General features: G+C 74.1%; 19 protein-coding genes. 9 read left to right on the top strand and 10 right to left on the bottom strand.

What is annotated here, in order from left to right; translation table 11 throughout:
• From BUE45_RS22295 to BUE45_RS22315, 5 genes are all read right to left on the bottom strand, one after another.
• The coding region (locus tag BUE45_RS22295; protein ID WP_073381352.1) for an ATP-binding protein at positions 1–364 on the bottom strand (364 nt) is incomplete at its 3' end.
• Positions 361–777 (bottom strand): hypothetical protein, encoded by a 417-nt coding sequence (locus tag BUE45_RS22300; protein WP_073381353.1) that lies wholly within the window; start codon positions 775–777, stop codon positions 361–363. The genes BUE45_RS22295 and BUE45_RS22300, both read right to left, overlap by 4 nt.
• Positions 778–1,029: 252 nt before the next feature.
• A complete protein-coding gene (locus BUE45_RS22305) occupies positions 1,030–1,614 on the bottom strand; it encodes a YdcF family protein (protein ID WP_073381355.1) in 585 nt (194 codons plus the stop codon).
• Between the two features lie 1,884 nt (positions 1,615–3,498).
• Positions 3,499–4,125: a response regulator gene (locus BUE45_RS22310; RefSeq protein WP_073381357.1), complete on the bottom strand. Its 627-nt coding sequence runs from the start codon at positions 4,123–4,125 to the stop codon at positions 3,499–3,501.
• Positions 4,122–5,375, bottom strand: a complete 1,254-nt coding sequence (locus BUE45_RS22315; protein ID WP_084737650.1) for a sensor histidine kinase — start codon at positions 5,373–5,375, stop codon at positions 4,122–4,124. The genes BUE45_RS22310 and BUE45_RS22315 overlap by 4 nt, the downstream gene beginning before the upstream one ends.
• A 120-nt stretch (positions 5,376–5,495) precedes the next feature.
• Between BUE45_RS22315 and BUE45_RS22320 the strand changes: the two genes are divergently transcribed.
• Positions 5,496–6,734 (top strand): acyltransferase family protein, encoded by a 1,239-nt coding sequence (locus tag BUE45_RS22320; RefSeq protein WP_084737653.1) that lies wholly within the window; start codon positions 5,496–5,498, stop codon positions 6,732–6,734.
• Between the two features lie 28 nt (positions 6,735–6,762).
• On the opposite strand, the gene BUE45_RS33905 is transcribed toward BUE45_RS22320, so the two are convergent.
• Positions 6,763–7,653: an SDR family NAD(P)-dependent oxidoreductase gene (locus BUE45_RS33905; protein ID WP_073381360.1), complete on the bottom strand. Its 891-nt coding sequence runs from the start codon at positions 7,651–7,653 to the stop codon at positions 6,763–6,765.
• 75 nt (positions 7,654–7,728) lie between these two features.
• On the opposite strand from BUE45_RS33905, the gene BUE45_RS22330 reads away from it, so the two are divergent.
• Positions 7,729–8,166, top strand: a complete 438-nt coding sequence (locus BUE45_RS22330) for a winged helix-turn-helix transcriptional regulator (RefSeq protein ID WP_073381362.1) — start codon at positions 7,729–7,731, stop codon at positions 8,164–8,166.
• Positions 8,167–8,360: 194 nt separating this feature from the next.
• The gene (locus BUE45_RS33545; protein WP_245833410.1) at positions 8,361–8,894 is read left to right on the top strand and encodes a hypothetical protein; all 534 of its coding nucleotides are present in this window, start codon (positions 8,361–8,363) and stop codon (positions 8,892–8,894) included.
• 60 nt (positions 8,895–8,954) lie between these two features.
• Here the strand turns inward: BUE45_RS33545 and BUE45_RS22340 are convergent, their stop codons facing one another.
• The 3 genes from BUE45_RS22340 to BUE45_RS22350 form a co-directional block, all read right to left on the bottom strand.
• The gene (locus BUE45_RS22340) at positions 8,955–9,491 is read right to left on the bottom strand and encodes a putative immunity protein (RefSeq protein ID WP_073381363.1); all 537 of its coding nucleotides are present in this window, start codon (positions 9,489–9,491) and stop codon (positions 8,955–8,957) included.
• Positions 9,492–9,653: 162 nt separating this feature from the next.
• Entirely contained in the window at positions 9,654–10,370 is a 717-nt protein-coding gene (locus tag BUE45_RS22345) for a response regulator (protein WP_073381365.1), read from the bottom strand.
• Positions 10,370–11,794: a sensor histidine kinase gene (locus BUE45_RS22350; RefSeq protein ID WP_084737656.1), complete on the bottom strand. Its 1,425-nt coding sequence runs from the start codon at positions 11,792–11,794 to the stop codon at positions 10,370–10,372. The genes BUE45_RS22345 and BUE45_RS22350 overlap by 1 nt, the downstream gene beginning before the upstream one ends.
• Before the next feature lie 195 nt (positions 11,795–11,989).
• On the opposite strand from BUE45_RS22350, the gene BUE45_RS22355 reads away from it, so the two are divergent.
• Positions 11,990–12,697: a hypothetical protein gene (locus BUE45_RS22355; RefSeq protein ID WP_073381368.1), complete on the top strand. Its 708-nt coding sequence runs from the start codon at positions 11,990–11,992 to the stop codon at positions 12,695–12,697.
• Positions 12,698–12,868: 171 nt separating this feature from the next.
• On the opposite strand, the gene rraA is transcribed toward BUE45_RS22355, so the two are convergent.
• Positions 12,869–13,363 carry a ribonuclease E activity regulator RraA gene (rraA, locus tag BUE45_RS22360; RefSeq protein ID WP_073381370.1) on the bottom strand — a complete coding sequence of 165 codons (495 nt, stop codon included), beginning with the start codon at positions 13,361–13,363 and terminating at the stop codon, positions 12,869–12,871.
• Between the two features lie 438 nt (positions 13,364–13,801).
• On the opposite strand from rraA, the gene BUE45_RS22365 reads away from it, so the two are divergent.
• The 5 genes from BUE45_RS22365 to BUE45_RS22385 all read left to right on the top strand — a co-directional run bounded on the left by BUE45_RS22365 (position 13,802) and on the right by BUE45_RS22385 (position 18,844).
• Entirely contained in the window at positions 13,802–14,491 is a 690-nt protein-coding gene (locus BUE45_RS22365; RefSeq protein ID WP_073381371.1) for a phosphatase PAP2 family protein, read from the top strand.
• A 189-nt stretch (positions 14,492–14,680) separates the two neighbouring features.
• Positions 14,681–16,087, top strand: a complete 1,407-nt coding sequence (locus BUE45_RS22370; protein WP_073381373.1) for an AAA family ATPase — start codon at positions 14,681–14,683, stop codon at positions 16,085–16,087.
• Entirely contained in the window at positions 16,084–16,650 is a 567-nt protein-coding gene (locus BUE45_RS22375) for an RloB family protein (protein ID WP_073381375.1), read from the top strand. The genes BUE45_RS22370 and BUE45_RS22375 overlap by 4 nt, the downstream gene beginning before the upstream one ends.
• A gap of 174 nt (positions 16,651–16,824) precedes the next feature.
• Complete coding sequence (hemL, locus tag BUE45_RS22380) at positions 16,825–18,120, top strand: glutamate-1-semialdehyde 2,1-aminomutase (protein ID WP_073381376.1); 1,296 nt, start codon at positions 16,825–16,827, stop codon at positions 18,118–18,120.
• Positions 18,121–18,208: 88 nt separating this feature from the next.
• On the top strand, positions 18,209–18,844 hold the full coding sequence (locus BUE45_RS22385) for a histidine phosphatase family protein (protein ID WP_073381378.1): 636 nt from the start codon (positions 18,209–18,211) through the stop codon (positions 18,842–18,844).
• Positions 18,845–19,032 lie beyond the last annotated feature (188 nt).

The following is a 19,032-nucleotide window of genomic DNA, read 5'->3' on the forward strand; positions in this document are numbered from 1 at the left end:
ATCCCCAGGCTGTGGACAACTCTTCGATCATGAGGAGTCCGCGCTGGTCCTCGGCCTGTTGCCATTGGGTGGTGCTGCGGGTGCGGGGGAGGGCGGGGACGGTGCCGCCCAGGCCGTCGTCGGTGAAGCCCAGGGTCAGCGTGTGGTCGTCGGCCTGCCAGAGGGTGCGCACCACGCCGCCGTCGTGTCCGGAGGCGGTGTACTTGACGCAGTTGGCGAACAGTTCGCTGCCGCACAGCACGAGGGTGTCGACCGTCTCGTCGTCGAGCCCGTCCAGGTCGGTGCGCAGGTCGCGGCGCACGGCGGACAGGCGGGGCAGCTCGCCGGGGTAGAGGCGGTGGGTCCACAGACGGTTCGGATTCATGCTCCCACTCCTGCCGTCGGCCGCCGGGCGGGCCGCGCCCGGGACGCCCGGACCAGGTCGTCGAAGGTGGCGGGCGGCGGGGCGAGGAGGTCGCCCCCGGGGATCCGGGGTGCCGGGATGCCGGATCCGGTCCACCGGTGCAGCCGGGCGGTGGCGGCGGCCTGCACGCGGGCCCGTTCGTGGGCGGTGTAGTAGGGCCTGACCAGGGGGATGTCGTCGGCCGGGACGGCCTCGCGCGGTGCGGACAGGCGAGGGGCCGCCGGGGGCAGCGGGCGGACGGCGGGACCGGGTCGGGCGGCGTAGCGGCGCACGCGCGTCGAACGCCGACGGGCGTGGCGGCCGCGGGGAGAGGAGAACAGCGCTCGCAGGAGCCCGAGGGCATCACTGAAGAGCGCGGCACTAAACTGGCTCACGCTGGCAATCCTTAGGTTCAAGGGAATGAGTTGCCGGCCACGACCCCGGGCGCTCTCTAAGCGTCGCGGGGTCACGGTTTTTTCGGTTGTGGGGCCAGAATAGGGCACGGGGGCGGGCGGGCGCACATTTTTCGGACGGATTTCCGAAAGGGATCTCCGGCTGTGCGTCACGCCGGTTCAGGGGGATGGTGAAAGCCGGAATGCGGCTTTTTCATATTTCGGTGTAATTGGCCCTCTTTGCTGGTTTTCTCGTCAGCGCCGGTAAAGGGCGAACAGCGGTTTCAGCAAGAGGAGTTCGCCGGGGCGGTGGTCCCGTGAGGGGTGCAGGCGGGCTGCCACCCGGGGGGACCGCTTGCGGAGGTAGCGGCGGCCCTTGCGCGCGTGGAACGTGGTGGAGGCGATCTTGACCACGGGGAAGGGGTCGATCAGGGGGAGCGTGAAGCCGATGTTCTCCCAGGTGTTGACGGCCTTCTCCTCCAGGACGATGTCCTCGGGCGCCACGCCCAGGCTCCTGGCGTGGTCGGCCATGACCGCGGCCTCCGAGCGCCGGGCGCCGGGGCGGCGCGGGCTCGTGCCGGTGAACACCAGGACGCTGCGCCCGGCGCGGGGGTCGCGCGAGCGCAGGGCGATGCGGACGCGGTACCGCTGGACCAGACCGGGGCGGTCGCCGCGGCGGCTGGGGTAGCCGAGCACGACGATCGCCTCGTCGGAGCCCGCGGGGGCGGTGGCGGGCGGGACCGGGTAGTCCTGCCGGGAAGCGCGCCAGAGGGTCCACTCGCCCCAGAGGAGCACGGCCCCCGCGACGGCGGCCCCGGCGAGCAGGCGTGGGGGAAGCATGGGGGGAACCTATCGGAGGCGGGGCCTGTGCCGTGGTGGTTTTTCTCCCGCCCGGAGTGCTCAGCCATAGCCGGAGGGTGTCGCTCCCACCCCGGGTCGCGGGGGTGAGAGCTCGACCGGAGTTCTCCGAAAGCTCAGCCGCTTGGGAAGGGCGGCCAGCGGAGCGTGGACCTGGCCCCGGCGCGGTCGGGGGGCGGCAGACCTCCCGTGCTGCGCGTTGGGCGCGCGTCCGTGGTGGTGGGGGTGTCATCCGGGGCTGGGTCGAGCGAGGCGATCCCAGCCCGGCCGCCCGGATCGGGAGGAATGCCCCCTGAAAACGGTGGTGGGCGCGACAAGCGGCCCGTACGTAGAGCCCACCCATGCCCTCCCAACGCCATAGGGGGTGAAGCGTGCACGGTTTGGGGCCCCGGGCACAGCCGGTCAGCGTTGATCGCCACCCCGACCCCAGGGGGTTGACGAGGGCGTACTCGGCTCCGCGGACCCCTGGGGGTGAAGGCCGCGCATTCTCTCCGCCGCGCCCCTGGGGGTCGTCCACCCGCCCGGAGCCCTCAGCCGCAGCCGGAGGGCATCGCTCTCACGCGAGGTCCCGCGGGGTGAGGCTGCACGTACCCGCTCGGCTCAGCCGCGGGGGGTGTCCACCCGCCTGGAGCGCCCAGCCACAGCCGGAGGGTGTCGCTCCCACGCCAGGTCGCGCGGGGTAGGGCCGCGGGTACCTTCTCGGCCCGCCGCAGGGGGTTTCGGGGCACGCTCCCGCGTGCTCCGCCCGAGGGGGTGGGACGGACGTGGAGGCTTCCAGGACGGTCACCCGTGGGGAAGGGCGGTCTGTGGTCGCGCCCGACCAGGACCTTTGGTCTCCAAGACGCCCGCCGCTTGGGAAGGTACAGACCGGCGGAGCCGGATCCGCCCCCACGATGCAACGGGCGGCAGACCACCAGGTAGGAGCGTTGGGCGCACGTCCCGGGTGGTGGGGGTGTGCTTTCCGGGGGCGGGTCCGGGCGAGGCCTGCCCCGCCCCACCACGTGAAAACGGAGGAAGGGTCCGCCTGCACAGCCGCGGTTGCTCCCGACCTCGCTTGGAACACCAACCACAGACGCAGTAACCAGCGCCCAAGCGCCCTCCCGCACCACGACGGGTCGAGGCCGCGCGCGTGTGCCGCCCCCACCCCCGCGCGGTGGAGCGAGCAGGCGCCCGCGGCCTCCACCCCCTGCGGACCGGATGGGAGCGATACCCTCCGGTTGTGGCTGGGGGCTCCGGGCGGGTGGACAACTGCCGGTGGTGTGCCCGGCAGGTACGCGCGGCCTTCACCCCCGTGTGTCCGCGGAGGGAGGTACGCCCTCCCGAAACCCGCTGGGGTCGGGGTGTCGATCAACGCTCACCGGCTGTGTCTGGGGTCCCAGGACCGTGCACGTTTCACCCCCTACGGCATTGGGAGGGCATGGGTGGGCTCTACGTTCGGGCCGCTTGCCGCGCCCACCGCCCTTTGCAGGGGGCATTCCTCCCGTCTCAAGGGCTGGGCTGGGATCGCCTCGCTCGACCCAGCCCCGGATGACACCCCCACCACTTCGGACGTGCGGCCAACGTGCAGCACTGAAAATCTGCCGCCCGCCGACTGCGCCGGGGCCAGGTCCACGCTCCGCTGGCCGCCCGCCCCAAGCGGCTGAGCTCTTGGAGAACTCCGGTCGAGCTCTCACCCCCACGACCTGAGCAGGGAGCGACACCCTCCGGCTATGGCCGGGGCCCCGGTCCGCCGACCGGCTGGGGCCGGGGCGCTCCGGTTCGGAGAAAAACCACTGTGGCCAGACCGCCGGTCCGGCCCTGGGCTGTGGCCGGGCGCCCCGGTCGGGACGAAAACCACCACGGCACAGGCCCCTGCCCGCCCCCTCCTCACACCAGCCCCCGCTCCCACCCCACCCGCACCGCCGCGGCCCGGTCACCCACGCCCAGCTTCCTGTAGACGTGCAGCAGGTGCGTCTTCACCGTCGCCTCGCCGATGCCCAGGTGCCGGGCGACCGCGCCGTTGGTCAGCCCTTCGGACACCAGGCGCAGCACGTGGACCTCGCGGTCCGTCAGCTCCGCCTCGTACCTGCGCCCCGCCAGCGCCGCCAGCGCGACCGCCGTGAGCACCGGCCTGCCCGCCGCGACGTCGTGCACGGCGCGGACCAGCTCCGCGCGCCGGGCGTCCTTGAGCAGGAACCCGTCCGCCCCCGCCGTCATCGCCCGCCGCACGTCCCGGTCCGTGTCATAGGTGGTCAGCACCAGGATCCGGGGGCGCGTCGCGTGCGCCCGCCGCAGCTCCGCGATCGCCTCCACCCCGTCCCCGCCCGGCATCCGCAGGTCCATGAGCACCACGTCGGGGTCGCCCGCCCGCACGACCGACACGGCCTCCCTCCCGTTCGAGGCCTCGCCCACGACCTCGATGCCCTCCTCCGTGCCGAGGATGCCGGTGAGCCCGTCGCGGACGACCGGGTGGTCGTCGACCACCACGACCCGCACGGCGCCCGCCCCGCTCACGCCGGCACCGCCGCGACCACCCGGCAGCCCCCGCCCGCACGGCTCTGCACCCCGAACCTCCCGCCGACCCCGCCGACCCGGTCCGCCATCCCGCCGATCCCCCGCCCCTCGCCCCGGGCGGCGGCCTCCGCCGGGTCGAACCCCCGGCCGTCGTCGGCCACCGTCAGCTCCACCCACCCCTCCGTGCCGCCGAGCACCAGCCGCACCGTCGAGGCCCCGCCGTGCCGCGCGACGTTGGCCAGCGACTCCTGCGCGACCCGCAGCAGCACGTCGCCGTGCCGGACGAAGGGCGGCGCCTCGTCCGCGTCCAGCTCCGCGACGATCTGGTGGGACCGCGCCCAGTTCCTGGTCAGGTCGCCCAGCGCCTCGACCAGCGTGTGGCCGGAGAGCTGCCGCGGCGCCAGCGCGCGCACGGCCCGGCGCGCCTCCACCAGGCAGTCCCGCGCGGCGGCCTCCGCCCGGTCGATCCGCTCCCGGGCCGGCGGCTCCACGGCCCGGATGGCCTCCAGCTGGCTGATCACCCCGATGAGCCCCTGCGCGACGGTGTCGTGGATCTCCCGGGAGAGCCGGGCCCGCTCCTCGCCGACCCCCGTCTCCCGCGCCTGTTCGAGGAGCCGGTGGTGCAGCGCCAGGTTCTCCTCGTGCACCGCGGCGAGTTCCAGCGCCACGCGCTCGCGCGCGGCCACCTGCCGCTCCCGCTCCCGGGCGAAGTGCAGCATCATCATGCCGATGCCCACGTTGACCGCGGCCAGTGCCGCGTACAGCCACGGCAGCTCGGACAACCCCGGGATGCCGCCCCCCTGGCCCACGGCGGTGACCAGCCCCGTCGCCACCGCGGCCACGACCACCTGGCGCCCGCGCAGGTACCGGTCCGCGTCCAGGTACCCGGAGAACGCGGCGATGCAGAGGAACGGGTTGAGCACGCACCCCAGCAGGGTGACGGCCAGGCTCGCCGCCACCACCGCGACCGCGACCCCGCCGCCCGCGGCGACGCGGTCGCCGTAGCGGAGTTCGGCGAGGCGGGCCGCGAACAGCACGCCGGTGGGGACCAGCGACCAGGCGAACGCCCCCGGCTCGATCACCACCCCGCTGACGGCGGCGCCGAAGAGCGCGGACACCACCGGCAGCGCCGGGGGCACGAACCGCACCGGGGGGACCACCGTCCGGGAGGCGCACGGCCCGAAACGGCGCCCGCCCCCGGCGCCCGGGTCCCCGTCCGCCGCGCCGACCACATCCGACCCGCTGCTCATGACGGTATTCTCCCCGTTCCCGGCTTCTCCCGGTAGCTCCCCGGGGTCCACCGATCGGTGGATGCGGCGGCCTCCGATCGGTCGAACCGGAGGGCGGCGCCGACTTCTAGCGTTCTTCCCATGACCCCTCGAACGACCGGTACCGCGACCGCCGGGGAGGGCCCGGCGCGCGTCCGCATCCACGGCCTCGACGCGCTGCGCGGCTCGGCGCTGCTGCTCGGCATCCTGTTGCACTCCCTCATGCCCTTCGCCCCCGAGATGCCCTGGCTGGTCGTCGACGACCGGTCCTCCCCCCTCGCGTTCGCGGGGGTCTACGTGATCCACCTCTTCCGCATGACGCTGTTCATGCTGCTGGCCGGCTACCTCGGCCGGATGGTGCTGGTGCGCCGGGGGCCCCGGTCCTACTTCCGGGACCGCGTGGTGCGCATCCTGCTGCCGCTCTTCGCCTTCTGGCCGGTCTCGGTCTTCTCGCTCGGCGTCATCGCCACCGTGGCCGCGGGCACGGGCACGGGCGGGACGCCCGCGCCCCCGCCGATCGACGCGCCCCTCGTCCTGCTGGTCTTCACGCCCGGGCAGCTGTGGTTCCTGCTCGTGCTGTTCGAGATCATCGTGCTGGTCCTCGTCGCGCGGGCCGTCCTGCTGCGGGTGCTGGGCCCGGAACGGGCCGGGCGGTGGTCCGCCCGCATCGGCGGGGCGCTGTCCCACCCGGCCGGCGTCCTGCTGGCGGCCGTGCCGTACGCGGCGGCGCTGCTGCTCCAGGGCGGCGACCCGGCCCAGGGGATCATGGCGCCGCCCACGGTCCTTCCGGAGGCCGCACCGCTGGTCGGATACCTGGGGGCCTTCCTGGCCGGCTGGTTCCTGCACGCCGCGCCGGACGCGCTCGGCCGCATGGCCCCCCGCTGGCCGCTGCTGCTGGCCCCGGCCGTCCTCGGCACGGTCTTCATGGTGCTCCCGGTCGCGGCGGGCCTGCCGGCCGCCGCCGGGGCGGGCGTCGTCGCGCTGACCGGCCTGCTGTGGACCTACGGCCTCACCGCGTTCATGGTCAAGGTGTTCTCCCGGGAGCACGCGGTGGTCCGGTACCTCGCGGACGCGTCGTACTGGATGTACCTCATGCACCTGCCGCTGCTGGTCGCGATCGAGGTCCCGCTGGCGGGCCTGGAGTGGCCCATCATGGCCAAGCTCCTGCTCACCTGGACGGTGACGACCGCCCTGCTGCTCGGCGGCTACCAGCTGCTCGTGCGCCGCACCGCGCTGGGGCGGTGGCTCAACGGCACGCGACGGCGGTCCGGTCCCCGCGCGGACGCCCCGGGGGCCCCGGCCCGGAGCGGGGGCGACGGGGCCCCGGCGGCCGGGCCGTGAGCGGACCCGGCGCACCGGGCGGGGGCGCTCAGCCCCCGTCCGGCGGTCCCTGCGCCGCCAGGCCGGCGACCAGCCGGGCCGTGACCCCGTCCAGCCTCCGGGCAGCGGCCGGGTCCAGGGTCTTCAGGTCCGGCGGCAGCGCGCGCCCCCGGTCCACCGCCGAGAGCGGCACCCGCGGGGGCGACTCGATGAACCCGTGGACCGGAGCGACCGCGCGCTCCACCGGCCGGGCCGCGAGCACGGTGAGCGTCCGGATCACGAACCGCGCCGCCGGGCGCAGGTGCTCCGCCGCCGCCCTGCCGCTGCGCGTGAACCCCGGGTGGAAGAGCACGTAGGGGACCCGGTCCCCGTACCGCTCCGCCATGGCCACCCCCAGCAGGTCGTTGGCGCGGCCCGCCTGGAGCTGCGCGGCGACCGTCCCGTACCGGCGGCGCAGCTGGAGGTCGTCCCAGTGGATCTCCCCCGCGGTGGCGCCGACCCCCGCCACGTTGACGATCACCGGGGAGGGACGCCGCTCCAGGGCGGGCAGCAGGCCGTGCCCCAGCAGGTACCGGCTCAGGTAGTACAGCGCGAACGTCGACTCCAGCCCGTCGGCGGTCTCGGTCCGCCGGGGGAACGGCCGGTTGGCGCCCATGACCAGGGCGTCGATCCCCTCCGGGCACCGGTCCCCGACGTGGTCGACCACCGCCCGGTTCCCCGCCGCGGTGCCCAGGTCGGCGGCCACGAACTCGACCAGGTGCCCCAGGCCGGCCCCGGCCGCGTCCGCCGCCAGGCGCTCCCCGCGGGCCCGCGTGCTGCCCACGGCGACCACCCGGTCGCCCCGGGACGCCCGCTCCAGGGCGAGCGCGCGCCCCATCCCGTCGCTGCCGCCGGTGATCACGATCGTCCGCTTCGCCTTCTCGGTGCGGCTGTCCGGCATCGGGCCCCCTCGTTACGGTTGGTGAGTACGCCCATCCTCGGGAACCCGTCGGCGATCGCGGAAGAAGGCAGTTTCATGTCAGCAGCGCACACCGGTGTTCCCGCCCCCGTCCCCGCCCCGCTGGACACGCGCATGCCGACCCCGGTGCCGGTGGAGGAGCACGAGGCCTGCCCGGTGTCCGACGTGCTCCGGCGCATCGGCGACAAGTGGTCGGTGCTGGTGATCGTGCTGCTCGGGCAGCGCCGCCACCGGTTCAACGAGCTGCACCGCGGCATCGAGGGCATCAGCCAGCGCATGCTGACGCGCACCCTGCGCGGCCTCGAAGTGGACGGCCTGGTCCACCGGGAGGTGTTCCCGACGGTGCCGCCGAGCGTGGAGTACAGCCTGACCCCCCTCGGCAGGACCCTCCTGGAGCCCCTGTCCGCGCTCGCCGGATGGGCGGTCGAGCACCACGGCGCCATCGAGCGGAGCCGGCGCGCCCACGCCGGTGCCGCCGACCGGGACGGGGGCTGAGGGGCGCGTGCGGCCGGGGCCGCCTGTCCCGCAGACGCGGTGGGGGCGCGTGCGTGTCCCGGGCCGCGGGGGAGCGGGGCGGGTGGCGGAGGCGTCCGGGCAGGTAGTATGCGGCAGATCGAGAGGGAGCCGTGAACCCCGCCCCCCAGGAACTCACGGTGCGGGCGGCTTTGCCGGACCGAGGACGGAGAAGCGTGGCCGACAGCTTCGACTACCAGCTCCCGTTCCACATGAACCAGGTGTGGAACATGCTCCCCCACGCCGTGCAGCGCACCAAGGGGAGTTCGAACCAGGGGAACCCGCTGCCCGGCGGCGGATACCGCTACACGTTCTCCACCGGCATGAGCCTGCTGACCTACGGGTTCAACGTGTACATCGACCTGTTCCCCCACCCCCAGGGCACGCACATGCGGGTCTCGCCCAGCATGAAGTTCGGCATCGTCGACTGGGGGGAGGGGCGCGAGGTCGCGGCCAGCCTGCACGACCACCTCTTCAACATGCTCCGGCTCCAGGGCGGTCCCGGCGGTCCCGGCGGTCCCGGCCAGGACGGCCGGCACCCGCAGGGCGGTCAGCACCAGGGCGGCCACCCCCAGGCCGGCCGGCCTCCCCAGGCGGGACCGCATCCGCCCCAGCACGGCGGTCAGCACCCCCAGCCCCACCCGTACCCCCACCAGCACGGTGGATACGGCCACGGGAATCCCGGACCGGGGTACGGCCCGGCCCGGTGACCAGGCCGGGGCCGCCGGGCTCCGCCCGCGGACGCCGGCGCGTTCCCGGGCGGCCCGCGCTCAGTCGCGCAGTCCCGCGTCCACCAGGCGCCTCAGCAGGCTCTGCCGGGTGCGCCCGCCCAGGTCGCCCGCGGGAAAGCGGCGCACCACCTCCCGCAGCCCGGCGGGCGCGCGGTCGACCGCCCACCGGACCTCCTCCTCGCCCACCGCGGGATCGCCTCCGGCGGCGGCCTCCCGGGCCAGCGCCAGGGACAGCGCGGGCCCGTGGACGTGCCTGACCTGGTGCGGGGTCGCGATCGCGTGAATGTAGGGCATGCCCGCAGCGGCCACCGCAGCGCGGGCCGCCGCCTCGGCGGCGGGGTCCCCCACCTCCCGGCCGGCCGCGGTGGCCGCCCAGGCCGCCGTGCGCAGCCGCCGGGTCCGCCGCTCCCCGAGCGCGTACGCCCGCGCCTGCCCGACCGCCTCGCGGGGGCGGCCGTCCGCGGGCGCCACCGCCTCGAACACCGGCAGCGCCCGCTCCGCGCAGGCGACCGCCCAGCGTGTGAGCATGCGGCGCTCGTCGTCGTCCAGTTCCACTTCGCGGGGTTCGTCCCCCATCGCCCACCATCCCCGGGTCGGACCGAGACAGACCAGGGCGGCCGTCGGCACACCCTGCAATCCCTGGATCATGGGGCTCAAGCGTATCTTTGAAAACCCGGTGGAGACTTGGCGTCCGTTCTCCTGGGAAGGGCTCGGAAAAGCCTCGAACCGGGGATCACCTCACGCGTCCCGCCGGCCCTCTCCCGCGTCCCTCTCGCGCACCCACAGGGCCAGCCGCGTCCGGTCCCGCAGACCGAGCTTGCGCAGGATGTTGGTGACGTGGTTGCGCGTGGTGCCGTCCGTGATGAACAGCCCGCGGGCGATCTCCCGGTTGGTCGCCCCCCGGCCGATCATCCGCGCCACCTCCCACTCCCGGTCCGACAGCGGCGACTCCGCGGCGGCGCCGGAGCCGCCCCCGGACCGCGGGCCGGCCGCTCCGCCGTCCGGCTCCGGCACCGGCTCCCCGCTTGCGCCCAGGGAGGCCACCAGCCGCTCCGCGGCGGCCGCCCCCAGCACCGTCTCCCCGCGCGCCACCCGCCGGAGCGCGGACACCAGCTCCTCCGGCGGCACGTCCTTGAGCAGGTGGCCGCGCGCGCCCGCCCGCAGGCAGCCGAAGATGACGTCGTCGTCGTCGAACGTCGTGAGCACGATCGCGGGGACGTCCGGGTACTCCCGGCGCATCCGCCCGATGAGCGACAGTCCGTCCATGCGCGGCATGCGCGCGTCCACCAGGGCCACGTCCGGCAGCGCGCCGCGCCCGGCGGCCCCGGCCAGGAAGTCCAGCGCCTCCAGCCCGTCCCCGACGTCCCCCGCGACCTCGACCCCGTCCTCGAACTCCAGGAGCTTGCGCAGCCCGTGCCGCAGCAGCACCTGGTCGTCGACGATGAGCACCCGCATCAGGCACCGCCCTTCCCGTCCGTGCCGTCGGCGTCCGCCGCACGGCCCGCGCCGCGCTCCCCGCTTCCCGCGCCCGCCGTCGCGTCCGCGGGGCCCGTACCGGGTTCCGCTCCCGCCGGCCGCCTGTCGCCCGCGCCGCCGTCCGCGGGTCCCGCTTCCCTCGCCGGCACCCGCACCCGCAGCCGGAACCCGTCCCCGGTGTTCTCCGCCGCCAGCTCCCCGCCCACGCGCTCCACCCGCTCCGCCAGCCCCCGCAGCCCGAAACCGCCGCGCGCGCCCTCCTCCGACGCGCCGCGCCCGTTGTCGGTCACCGACACCGCCACCGTGTCCGCCCCCACCCCGACCTCCACCCGGACGAGGTCGCCGCCGGAGTGCCGCATCGCGTTCGTCAGCCCCTCCTGCAACGTCCGGTAGCACACCAGCTCCGCCTCCTCCGGCAGCTCCGGCCACGCGCCGCCCCGCTGCTCGAACCGGATCCGCACGCCCCCGCCCTGGAACGACTCCGCGAGCGAGCGCATGGCGCTCGCCCCGGCCCGCCCCTCCAGCGCCAGCGGGCGCAGCGCCCGCACCCAGCGGCGGGTGTCGGTCAGGGCGTCCCCCGCCAGCCCCCGCGCCTGGGCGACCTCCTCCCACGCCTCCTCCGGCCGCCCCGCCCCGCGAAACCGCAGCGCGTTGGCCAGGCACAGCGACAGCGCGGTCAGGTGGTGCCCGGTGCTGTCGTGCATCTCCCGGGACATGCGGGCGCGCTCCTCGGACACGGTCAGCTCCCGGACCCGGTCCGTACTGCGCCGCAGCTCCTCGTGCGCCGCCGCCAGCTCCCCGTGGGTGCGCTCCAGCTCCTCCAGCAGCTCCCGGGTGCGCTCGGCCCGTTGCGCCGACACCAGCAGCCCCACCGACACCATCGCGGACGCCACCACGATGAACAGCAGGCTCAGCGCCATGAGCACCCCCGCGACGAAGGGCGTGCCGGGGACGAGCAGCGGCAGCAGGAGGGAGAAACCGACGACGAGCGCGCCGTAGACGATTCCGCCGGGAACGCCGAAGACGATCACCGCGTTCACCGTTCCCACGCACAGCAAAAGGAACAGGGTCTGATTGCTGGTGACGAAGGACGCCAGGGTGACGACGAGGAAAATCCCGCTGGCCATTCTGCGCGTCAACGGAGAATACGGGGACCAGGCCAGGAACGGCCACAGCGCGGCGCAGACCGCCAGGGAGCCGAGCCCCGTGGCGAGCAGCGGCAGGGTGACCGGGTCGGCGAGCGCCTCGTCCGCCACCGGCAGCAACCCGGTCAGGAGCACCGCGTAGACGGCCAGTGTGGTCAGCAGGGTCCCCCAGAACAGCAGGCCCACCACACGCGGCGGCCGGTTTCCGGTCAGGCTGACCCAGCGGGACAGGTCGGGGAGGGCGGCAGGTGTTCTCATCGCCCGGATACTATCCGCCGGTTCCCCGGAAATCGGCTTCGGGACCGTCACGTCCTCTCACGCGTTCCCCCGTGACTCCTGTCATGTGACCGCCGCGGAAAAGCGCGTGACAACGGCGTGACGGCGGTCGGATGTGCCGGGCCCGTCATTTTTCTAGGGTTTTTCCCAGAGGACGACGAGAAAAGGGAGAAACCCATGAGGAACACCACCGGGACCGGTACCCGCCCCGCCGCCGAGGAGAGGCCCCGCCCGCCGTTCGTCGGCATGGCCGTCGCGGCCCTCGCCGTCGCGGGCATGGCGGCCGTCTCCTGGGCCGTCTGGCCCGACCTCGCGCAGATGGTGCACGGGGGCCGCTACAACCTGGACGGCAGCCCGAACATGGTGCCCCGCTGGCTCCTGGCGGTGGCGATGCCCTTCACCTCGGCGCTCGTCGCGGCGATCCTGGGCGCGGTCCCCACCCTGACCCACCACCTCCAGCACTCCCTGAAGCTGCCGGTCGGCCGGCCGCCGGGCGACACCACCCGGGCGATGAACGCGCTCATGGTGCTGCTCTCCCTCTTCCTGCTGGTGACGCACGCGGTCGTGGTGTTCAACGGCGCCGGGTGGGACTTCCCGACCGCCCGGGTCGCGGGGGTCGCGGTGGGGCTGCTCCTCATCGGCGTCGCGCTGGTCGTGCCCGGACCGGCCTCCGCCGCGAGCGGCCTGGGCACCGCGGTCGACCGCTGGTGGGCGGACGCGCGGCGGCCGGTCGCGTTCGGGATGGCCGCGGTGGGGGCGGTGCAGATCGCCGTGGCGCTCATGGTGGAGAACGCGATCCTGGTGGGCTCCACGGCGCTGCTGCTGCTCCCGGCGATGGGGCTCGGGATGGCGTTCCCGCTGCTCAAGCGGCGCCGTCGCGGCTGACGCCGGGGTCCGCCCCTCCGAGGGGGGCGAGGTGGCGGGCGGGGTCCCCGGGGACCCCGCCCGCCATTTCATGCGCCGCGCGGCGGGCGCGGGGCCGCTCCGGGGCCGCCCTGCCGGGCGCGCGGGCCTCCGGAACCGGGATGCCGGCCCGCGCGGGCCGCAGGGCCCGTGTCAGAGCCTCTCCGCGTTCACGACGATGCCGTCCTCGTCGCTGTACAGCCACTCCCCGGGGACGAACGCGACGTCCCCGAAGGCCACGGGCACGTCCAGGCGCCCGGCGGCGTCCTTGGCGGACTTGCGCGGGTTGGAGCCCAGCGCCTTGACGCCCAGGTCCAGCCCCGCGAGCGCGACCGTGTCGCGGACGGCCCCGTGGATCACCACCCCGGCCCAGCCGTTGGCCACCGCCGCCGCGGCGATCATGTCGCCCATCAGCGCCGTGCGCAGCGAGCCGCGGCCGTCCACCACCAGCACGGCGCCCTCGCCGGGGGTGTTGAGCACCTGCTTGACCAGGCCGTTGTCCTCGTGGCACGCGACGGTGCGGATCGGGCCGCAGAACACGGGCCTGCCGCCGTACCGCAGGAACTGCGTGGAGCAGCTGCGCAGGGTGTCGCCGTGGTCGTCGATGAGGTCCGCCGTGGTGAAGCCCGCGGCGCGGTGCTCGGTCATGTCGGCTCCGGTCTGAGGTGAAGCGGATGGACGCCCCCAAGTTACCCAGGGGTAGTCGCCTGGCCCCTCTCCGGCGCCCCCGGACCGCCCCGGGCCGCTGTGATCCCCGCCCGCCCGGCACCGGTCCCGGCCGTGCGGCCCCCGGCCGGCCCCCGCGGCCTCGCGCCCGTCGGTCGGCCCGTTCCGGCAGCTCACGCCCCCGTCCGTTCACCTGTTGGTGGCGTTTCGTCCCGGGTGGGGTTCACCCTTTCGTGTCGAAGGCCCCTCTCTTTCGTCGATCCGGGCCCTCCGGCGGCCCCCGGGCCCCCGATTCGGTGCCAGGATAGGGATTTCAGACGTCACCAAACCGTGGGAGTCACGTCACCGTTCGGTCGACTCCACGTCGCGAATCCTCCCCCGCCCTCGCGTGCCCCTCCCCGACGACACCCCTGGAGAGATATGGTCTCCGAGATCTTCGACATCAGTGCCGCCTGGTCCCGGGCCGTGGTCGAGTTCGCCGCCGGGCTCGACCCCTGGGTGCAGGAGGCCGCCTACGTCGGCACCGACCTGTTCCTCGCCGTGTTCGCCGTCCTGTTCCTGGCCGCCTGGTGGCGCGCCCGCTCCGTCGACTCGCGGCTGGTGGGCCTGGCCCTGTTCGCCCCGGTCGCCACCGTCATCGCCTACGGCGCCAGCCGCACCTTCAAGTCGTTCTTCGAACAGCTGCGGCCCTGCCAGGCCATGACCGACCTGACCACCATCGCCACCTGCGACCCCGTCGGCGACTGGTCCTTCCCGAGCAACCACGCCGCGATCGCGGGCGCCGCCGCGGCGGCGATCATCGTCGCCTGGAAGCGCGCCGCCCCGTTCGCCGTGCTCTTCGCCGTCCTGGAGGCGTTCTCCCGCGTCTTCGTCGGTGCCCACTACCCGCACGACGTCACCGTCGGCCTGCTGGTGGGCGCGGCCGTCGCCACCGCCGTCTCCCTGGCCGCGGCCCGCCCGATGGCCGCCCTGGTCGACAGGATCGCGGAGGTGGAGCGCCTGCGGCCCCTGGTCCGCTCCGCGTCCGCCCACGCCGCCCTCGCCGCCGCCCCCGGCGGTCCGGACGACGAGAACACCTCCACCGGCCCCCGCTCCTACGCCAACGCCTGACCCGGGGGCCCGCCCCCGCGCCCCGCACCCCCGCGGAGTCCGCTCCTCCCGCACCCGACGCCCCGGCCCCCGGCCGGGGCGTCCGGCGTTCCCGTGTTTTACGGCCGCGGGGCCGTGGCATGCTTCCTGTGTGCGGGTTTTCCGCATGGAAGAAGGTGAAGACGTGCGCTGGAAAGGAAAAAGTACGCGATGCTGCTGAGTTTCCGTGTCGAGAACCACAAGTCCCTCCGAGAGGAGCAGCAACTCCTGCTCACCCCCGTTTACGAAGACTCCCGGCCCCGGGACGCCGGCTGGGAGGCGGTCACCGTCGCCGGGATCTTCGGTGCCAACGCGTCGGGCAAGTCCAACCTCCTCGACGCCCTCGCGCTGATGCGGGAGACCGTCCGGTGGTCCATGCGCGACAACGAGCCGGGCGGGGGGATACCGCGGCAGCCGTTCGCCTTCGAGGCCCCGGCGGCGGAGGAGCCCTCGACCTTCGTCGTGGACCTGGCCCTGGACGGGGTCCGCCACACCTACGGGTTCGCCATGGATGACGAACGGGTGACAGAGGAGTGGCTGTACACCTACCCGAAGAAGAGAAAGCGGGTCGTCTTCGAGAGGAAGGGGGACGACTTCTCGTTCGGTGAGCACACCCCCGCGAAACTCCGGCAGGTGGAGGCCATCACCGCGGAGAACACGCTCTTCCTCACGGTCGCGGCCCGCACCGCCAACGACGAGGTCGAACCGGTCTACCGCTGGTTCTCCCAGGGGCTGGCCCTCGCATCGGAGAGTCGCCGCGACCGCCCCTCCTGGCTCGGGCGCGGCGAAGCCGGGGAGAGAGAACTGGACTCCCTCTCCCGGCTGCTGAGGGCCGCTGGGACCGGAGTCGTCGGTGTGGAGCTGGTCGAAGACGAGGCGGGTCGGGGACCGGCCGCCGGTGTGCGTCCCCGGTCGATGGCGGACAGGCGGAGAGAGACACGGGATTCCGCTGGAACCCCGGCTGCGCAGGCCCTCGTCCACAGCACTTTCGGATCGGGCAAGAGCCGTGTGCTCTCCCAGCTCCTCTCCGAGGTCATGGAGGCGGGCGGTTCGGACACCCTCGTATTCCACCATGTCGAGGCCGGGGACTACCGTCCGCTGCGCTGGGAGGAGGAATCCTCTGGGACCAGGACCCTGGCCACACTGGGGTTCGAGGCCCAGCGCGCCGTGGAGGGCGGGGGCGTGCTCGTCGTGGACGAGATCGACGCGAGCCTGCACCCATACCTCTCCGCCACGCTCATCTCGCTCTTCCGGGACGAGAAGCACAACCCGAAGGGCGCCCAGCTGGTGTTCACGAGCCATGACGCCGCCCTGCTGGGGAACGTCCTGGGCGAGGAGGTCCTCCGACGCGACCACGTCTGGTTCGTGGAGAAGGACGACCGGGCGCGTACCTCGCTCTACCCGCTCAGCGACTTCAAGCCCCGAAGCGACGAGAACCGTACCCGGCGCTACCTCGTGGGGCGCTACGGAGCGGTTCCCGACCTGGACGACGAACTCTTCCGCGACGCCCTGCGTCTCCGGACGGAGACGCCCGGGGCCGGCGCCGGTGCGGAGCCGAAGGAGGGGAGCCTCTGGTGAGCGGGCGCGGCAGGCGGGAGAGCCGCCTCGACCGTCGATCCCGGTTCCGGGAGGAGAGGGAGGTCCACCTCGTCGTCTGTGAGGGGGAGACGGAGAAGGGCTACTTCGACTCCCTGCATCGGCACCCGGGCGTGCGGGTCCACACGGTCCGTACCCGCAAGGCCAAGCATCCCCAGCGGGAAGCCGTGGTCGCCACCGCCGCCCGGGGGATGGGGCAGGCGTACAACCGCGTCTGGGCCGTCTTCGACACCGACGGAGCGGACGTGCGCGACCTCGTCGTCCGTGCCCGCCGGGAAGGGATCGAGCCCGTCCCCTCAACCCCGACCTTCGAGACCTGGCTCATCCTCCACCTCGACGACCACCGCGCCCCGCTGCTCTCCGGGGCCAAGGCTGAGAAGAGGCTCAAGGCCCTCCTTCCCCGCTGGACCAAGGGCGCGACCGATTTCGCGGACTTCGCCGAGGGCCTCGACCGCGCCCGCACCCGGGCCGAGAAACTCCCCGAGGGCTGCGACCCCTGCACCTCCGTACACCTCCTGATCCGGGCCGTGCTCCGTGCGGGGTGAGCCCGCAGGACTGCTCATGCGCCGTCCCGCGGGACCGCGTCCGGTCCGGTTCCGGCCGGGAGGCCGGTGGCGGACCGGGCAGTGGAAGCGCAGGCCACAGGAGCGCACCGGCGGGCGGCGCGCACCGGGGCGGGTCACGGTTCCGGAACGGGACACAGCTGACACACTGGTGAGGTGGGTACTCAACAGACTTCAGCAGAGCTCTTCGACCGGGCCACCGCGGTCGTCCCCGGCGGGGTCAACTCGCCCGTGCGCGCCTTCGGCGCGGTCGGCGGCACCCCTCCCTTCTTCGTCAAGGGCGAGGGCCCCCACCTCATCGACGCCGAGGGCCGCCGCTACGTCGACCTCGTCTGCTCGTGGGGACCGCTCGTCCTCGGCCACGCGCACCCCGACGTCGTGGCCGCGCTGCACGGCGCGGTCGACTCCGGCACCTCCTACGGCGCCCCCACCCCCGGCGAGGTCGAACTCGCCGAGCTGATCGTCGAGCGCACTCCCGTGGAGAAGGTCCGCCTGGTCAACTCCGGCACCGAGGCGACCATGTCCGCGATCCGCCTCGCCCGCGGTTTCACCGGCCGCAGCAAGATCGTCAAGTTCGCGGGCAACTACCACGGCCACGTCGACGCCCTGCTGGCCGCCGCCGGGTCGGGCCTGGCCACGTTCGCGCTGCCCGACTCCCCGGGCGTCACCGGTGCCAGCGCCGCCGACACCCTGGTCCTGCCCTACAACGACCCCGGGGCCGTCGAGCGGGCCTTCGCCGAGCACGGCGACGACATCGCCTGCGTCATCGCCGAGGCCTGCCCCGCCAACATGGGCGTCGTCCCGCCCCGGGCCGGGTTCAACGAGCGGCTCAGGGAGATCGCGCACGCCCACGGCGCGCTCCTCGTCCTGGACGAGGTCCTCACCGGCTTCCGGGTCAGCGCCTCCGGCTGGTTCGGCCTGGAGGGCGTCGTCCCCGACCTCACGACCTTCGGCAAGGTCATGGGCGGCGGCCTGCCCGCCGCCGCGTTCGGCGGACGCGCCGAGATCATGGACCGCCTCGCTCCCAACGGCCCCGTCTACCAGGCGGGCACCCTGTCCGGGAACCCGCTCGCCACCGCCGCCGGGCTGGCCACCCTCCGCGGGGCCACGCCCGAGGTGTACGCGCACATCGACCGGGTGTCCGCGCAGGTCCGGGCCGAGGTCTCCGCGGCGCTGGACGCCGCCGGGGTGCCGCACCGCGTCCAGGGCGGGGGCAGCCTCTTCACGGTCTTCTTCACGGACACCGACATCGTGGACTTCGACACCGCGCGCACCACGGACACCAAGGCTTACGCGGCCTTCTTCCACGCCATGCTCGACCGGGGCGTCTACCTGCCGCCCGCGGCCTTCGAGGCGTGGTTCTTCTCGTCCGCCCACGACGAGGCGGCGATCGAGCAGGTCGTCCAGGCGCTGCCCGCCGCCGCCGAGGCCGCGTCCCGGGCCCGCGGCTGAACGGCCGGGCCCTACCGAGACGTCCGGCGAAGCCCCGCACACCGGCCCGCCGGGCCCCACCAGATCCCCGAGGGAAAGACGTACGACCATGACGACGACCACCGTCGTGCACCTGCTCAGGCACGGCGAGGTGTACAACCCGGACAAGGTGCTGTACGGCCGGCTCCCGGACTTCCACCTCAGCGAACGCGGACAGCAGATGGCGGAGATGGCCGCCGACTGGTTCGAGGGCCACGACATCGCGGCCCTGTACTCGTCGCCGCTGGACCGTACCCAGGAGACCGCGGTCCCGCTCCAGAAGGCGCTGGACCTGCCGGTCACCCTGGACGACCGCCTCATCGAGGCCGCCAACAAGCTCGAAGGCCTGACGCTCTCCCGCAGGTCGATCCGCGACCCGCGGGTGGTGAGCCGGATGTACAACCCGTTCCTGCCGTCCTGGGGCGAGCCGTACAAGCAGATCGTCCAGCGCATGGTGTCGGTCGTCAAGGTCGCCCGCCGGGCCGCCTGGGGCCGGGAGGCGGTGTGCGTCAGCCACCAGCTGCCCATCTGGATGGCCCGCCGCGCAGCCGAGGGCAAGCGCCTGTGGCACCGGCCCGACCTGCGCGAATGCAACCTCGCCAGCGTCACCTCCCTGACCTTCGTGGAAGAGCGCCTGGCCAGCGTCAGTTACGCGGAGCCGGCGGCCTCGCTGTACCTGGACGAGCCCGCCCTTCCCGGGGCCTGACCCGGAGCGCGCACCCGGAGCGGTAGGCTGGGGCTTCGGGTGCGGTGGGTGCACGCCCATCGACGGCCGTCCCAGGACCGGCCCCGACCCCGCGGTCGGCGCACACGCGCGATCCCGGGGCCCGCGCACCCGACCCCTTGCCGGTTCCGCCACGGCGGTGCGGCATGCTCTGTATCCATCGTCAGCGA

This window comes from Nocardiopsis flavescens (genome assembly GCF_900141985.1).
Lineage (GTDB): Bacteria > Actinomycetota > Actinomycetes > Streptosporangiales > Streptosporangiaceae > Nocardiopsis > Nocardiopsis flavescens.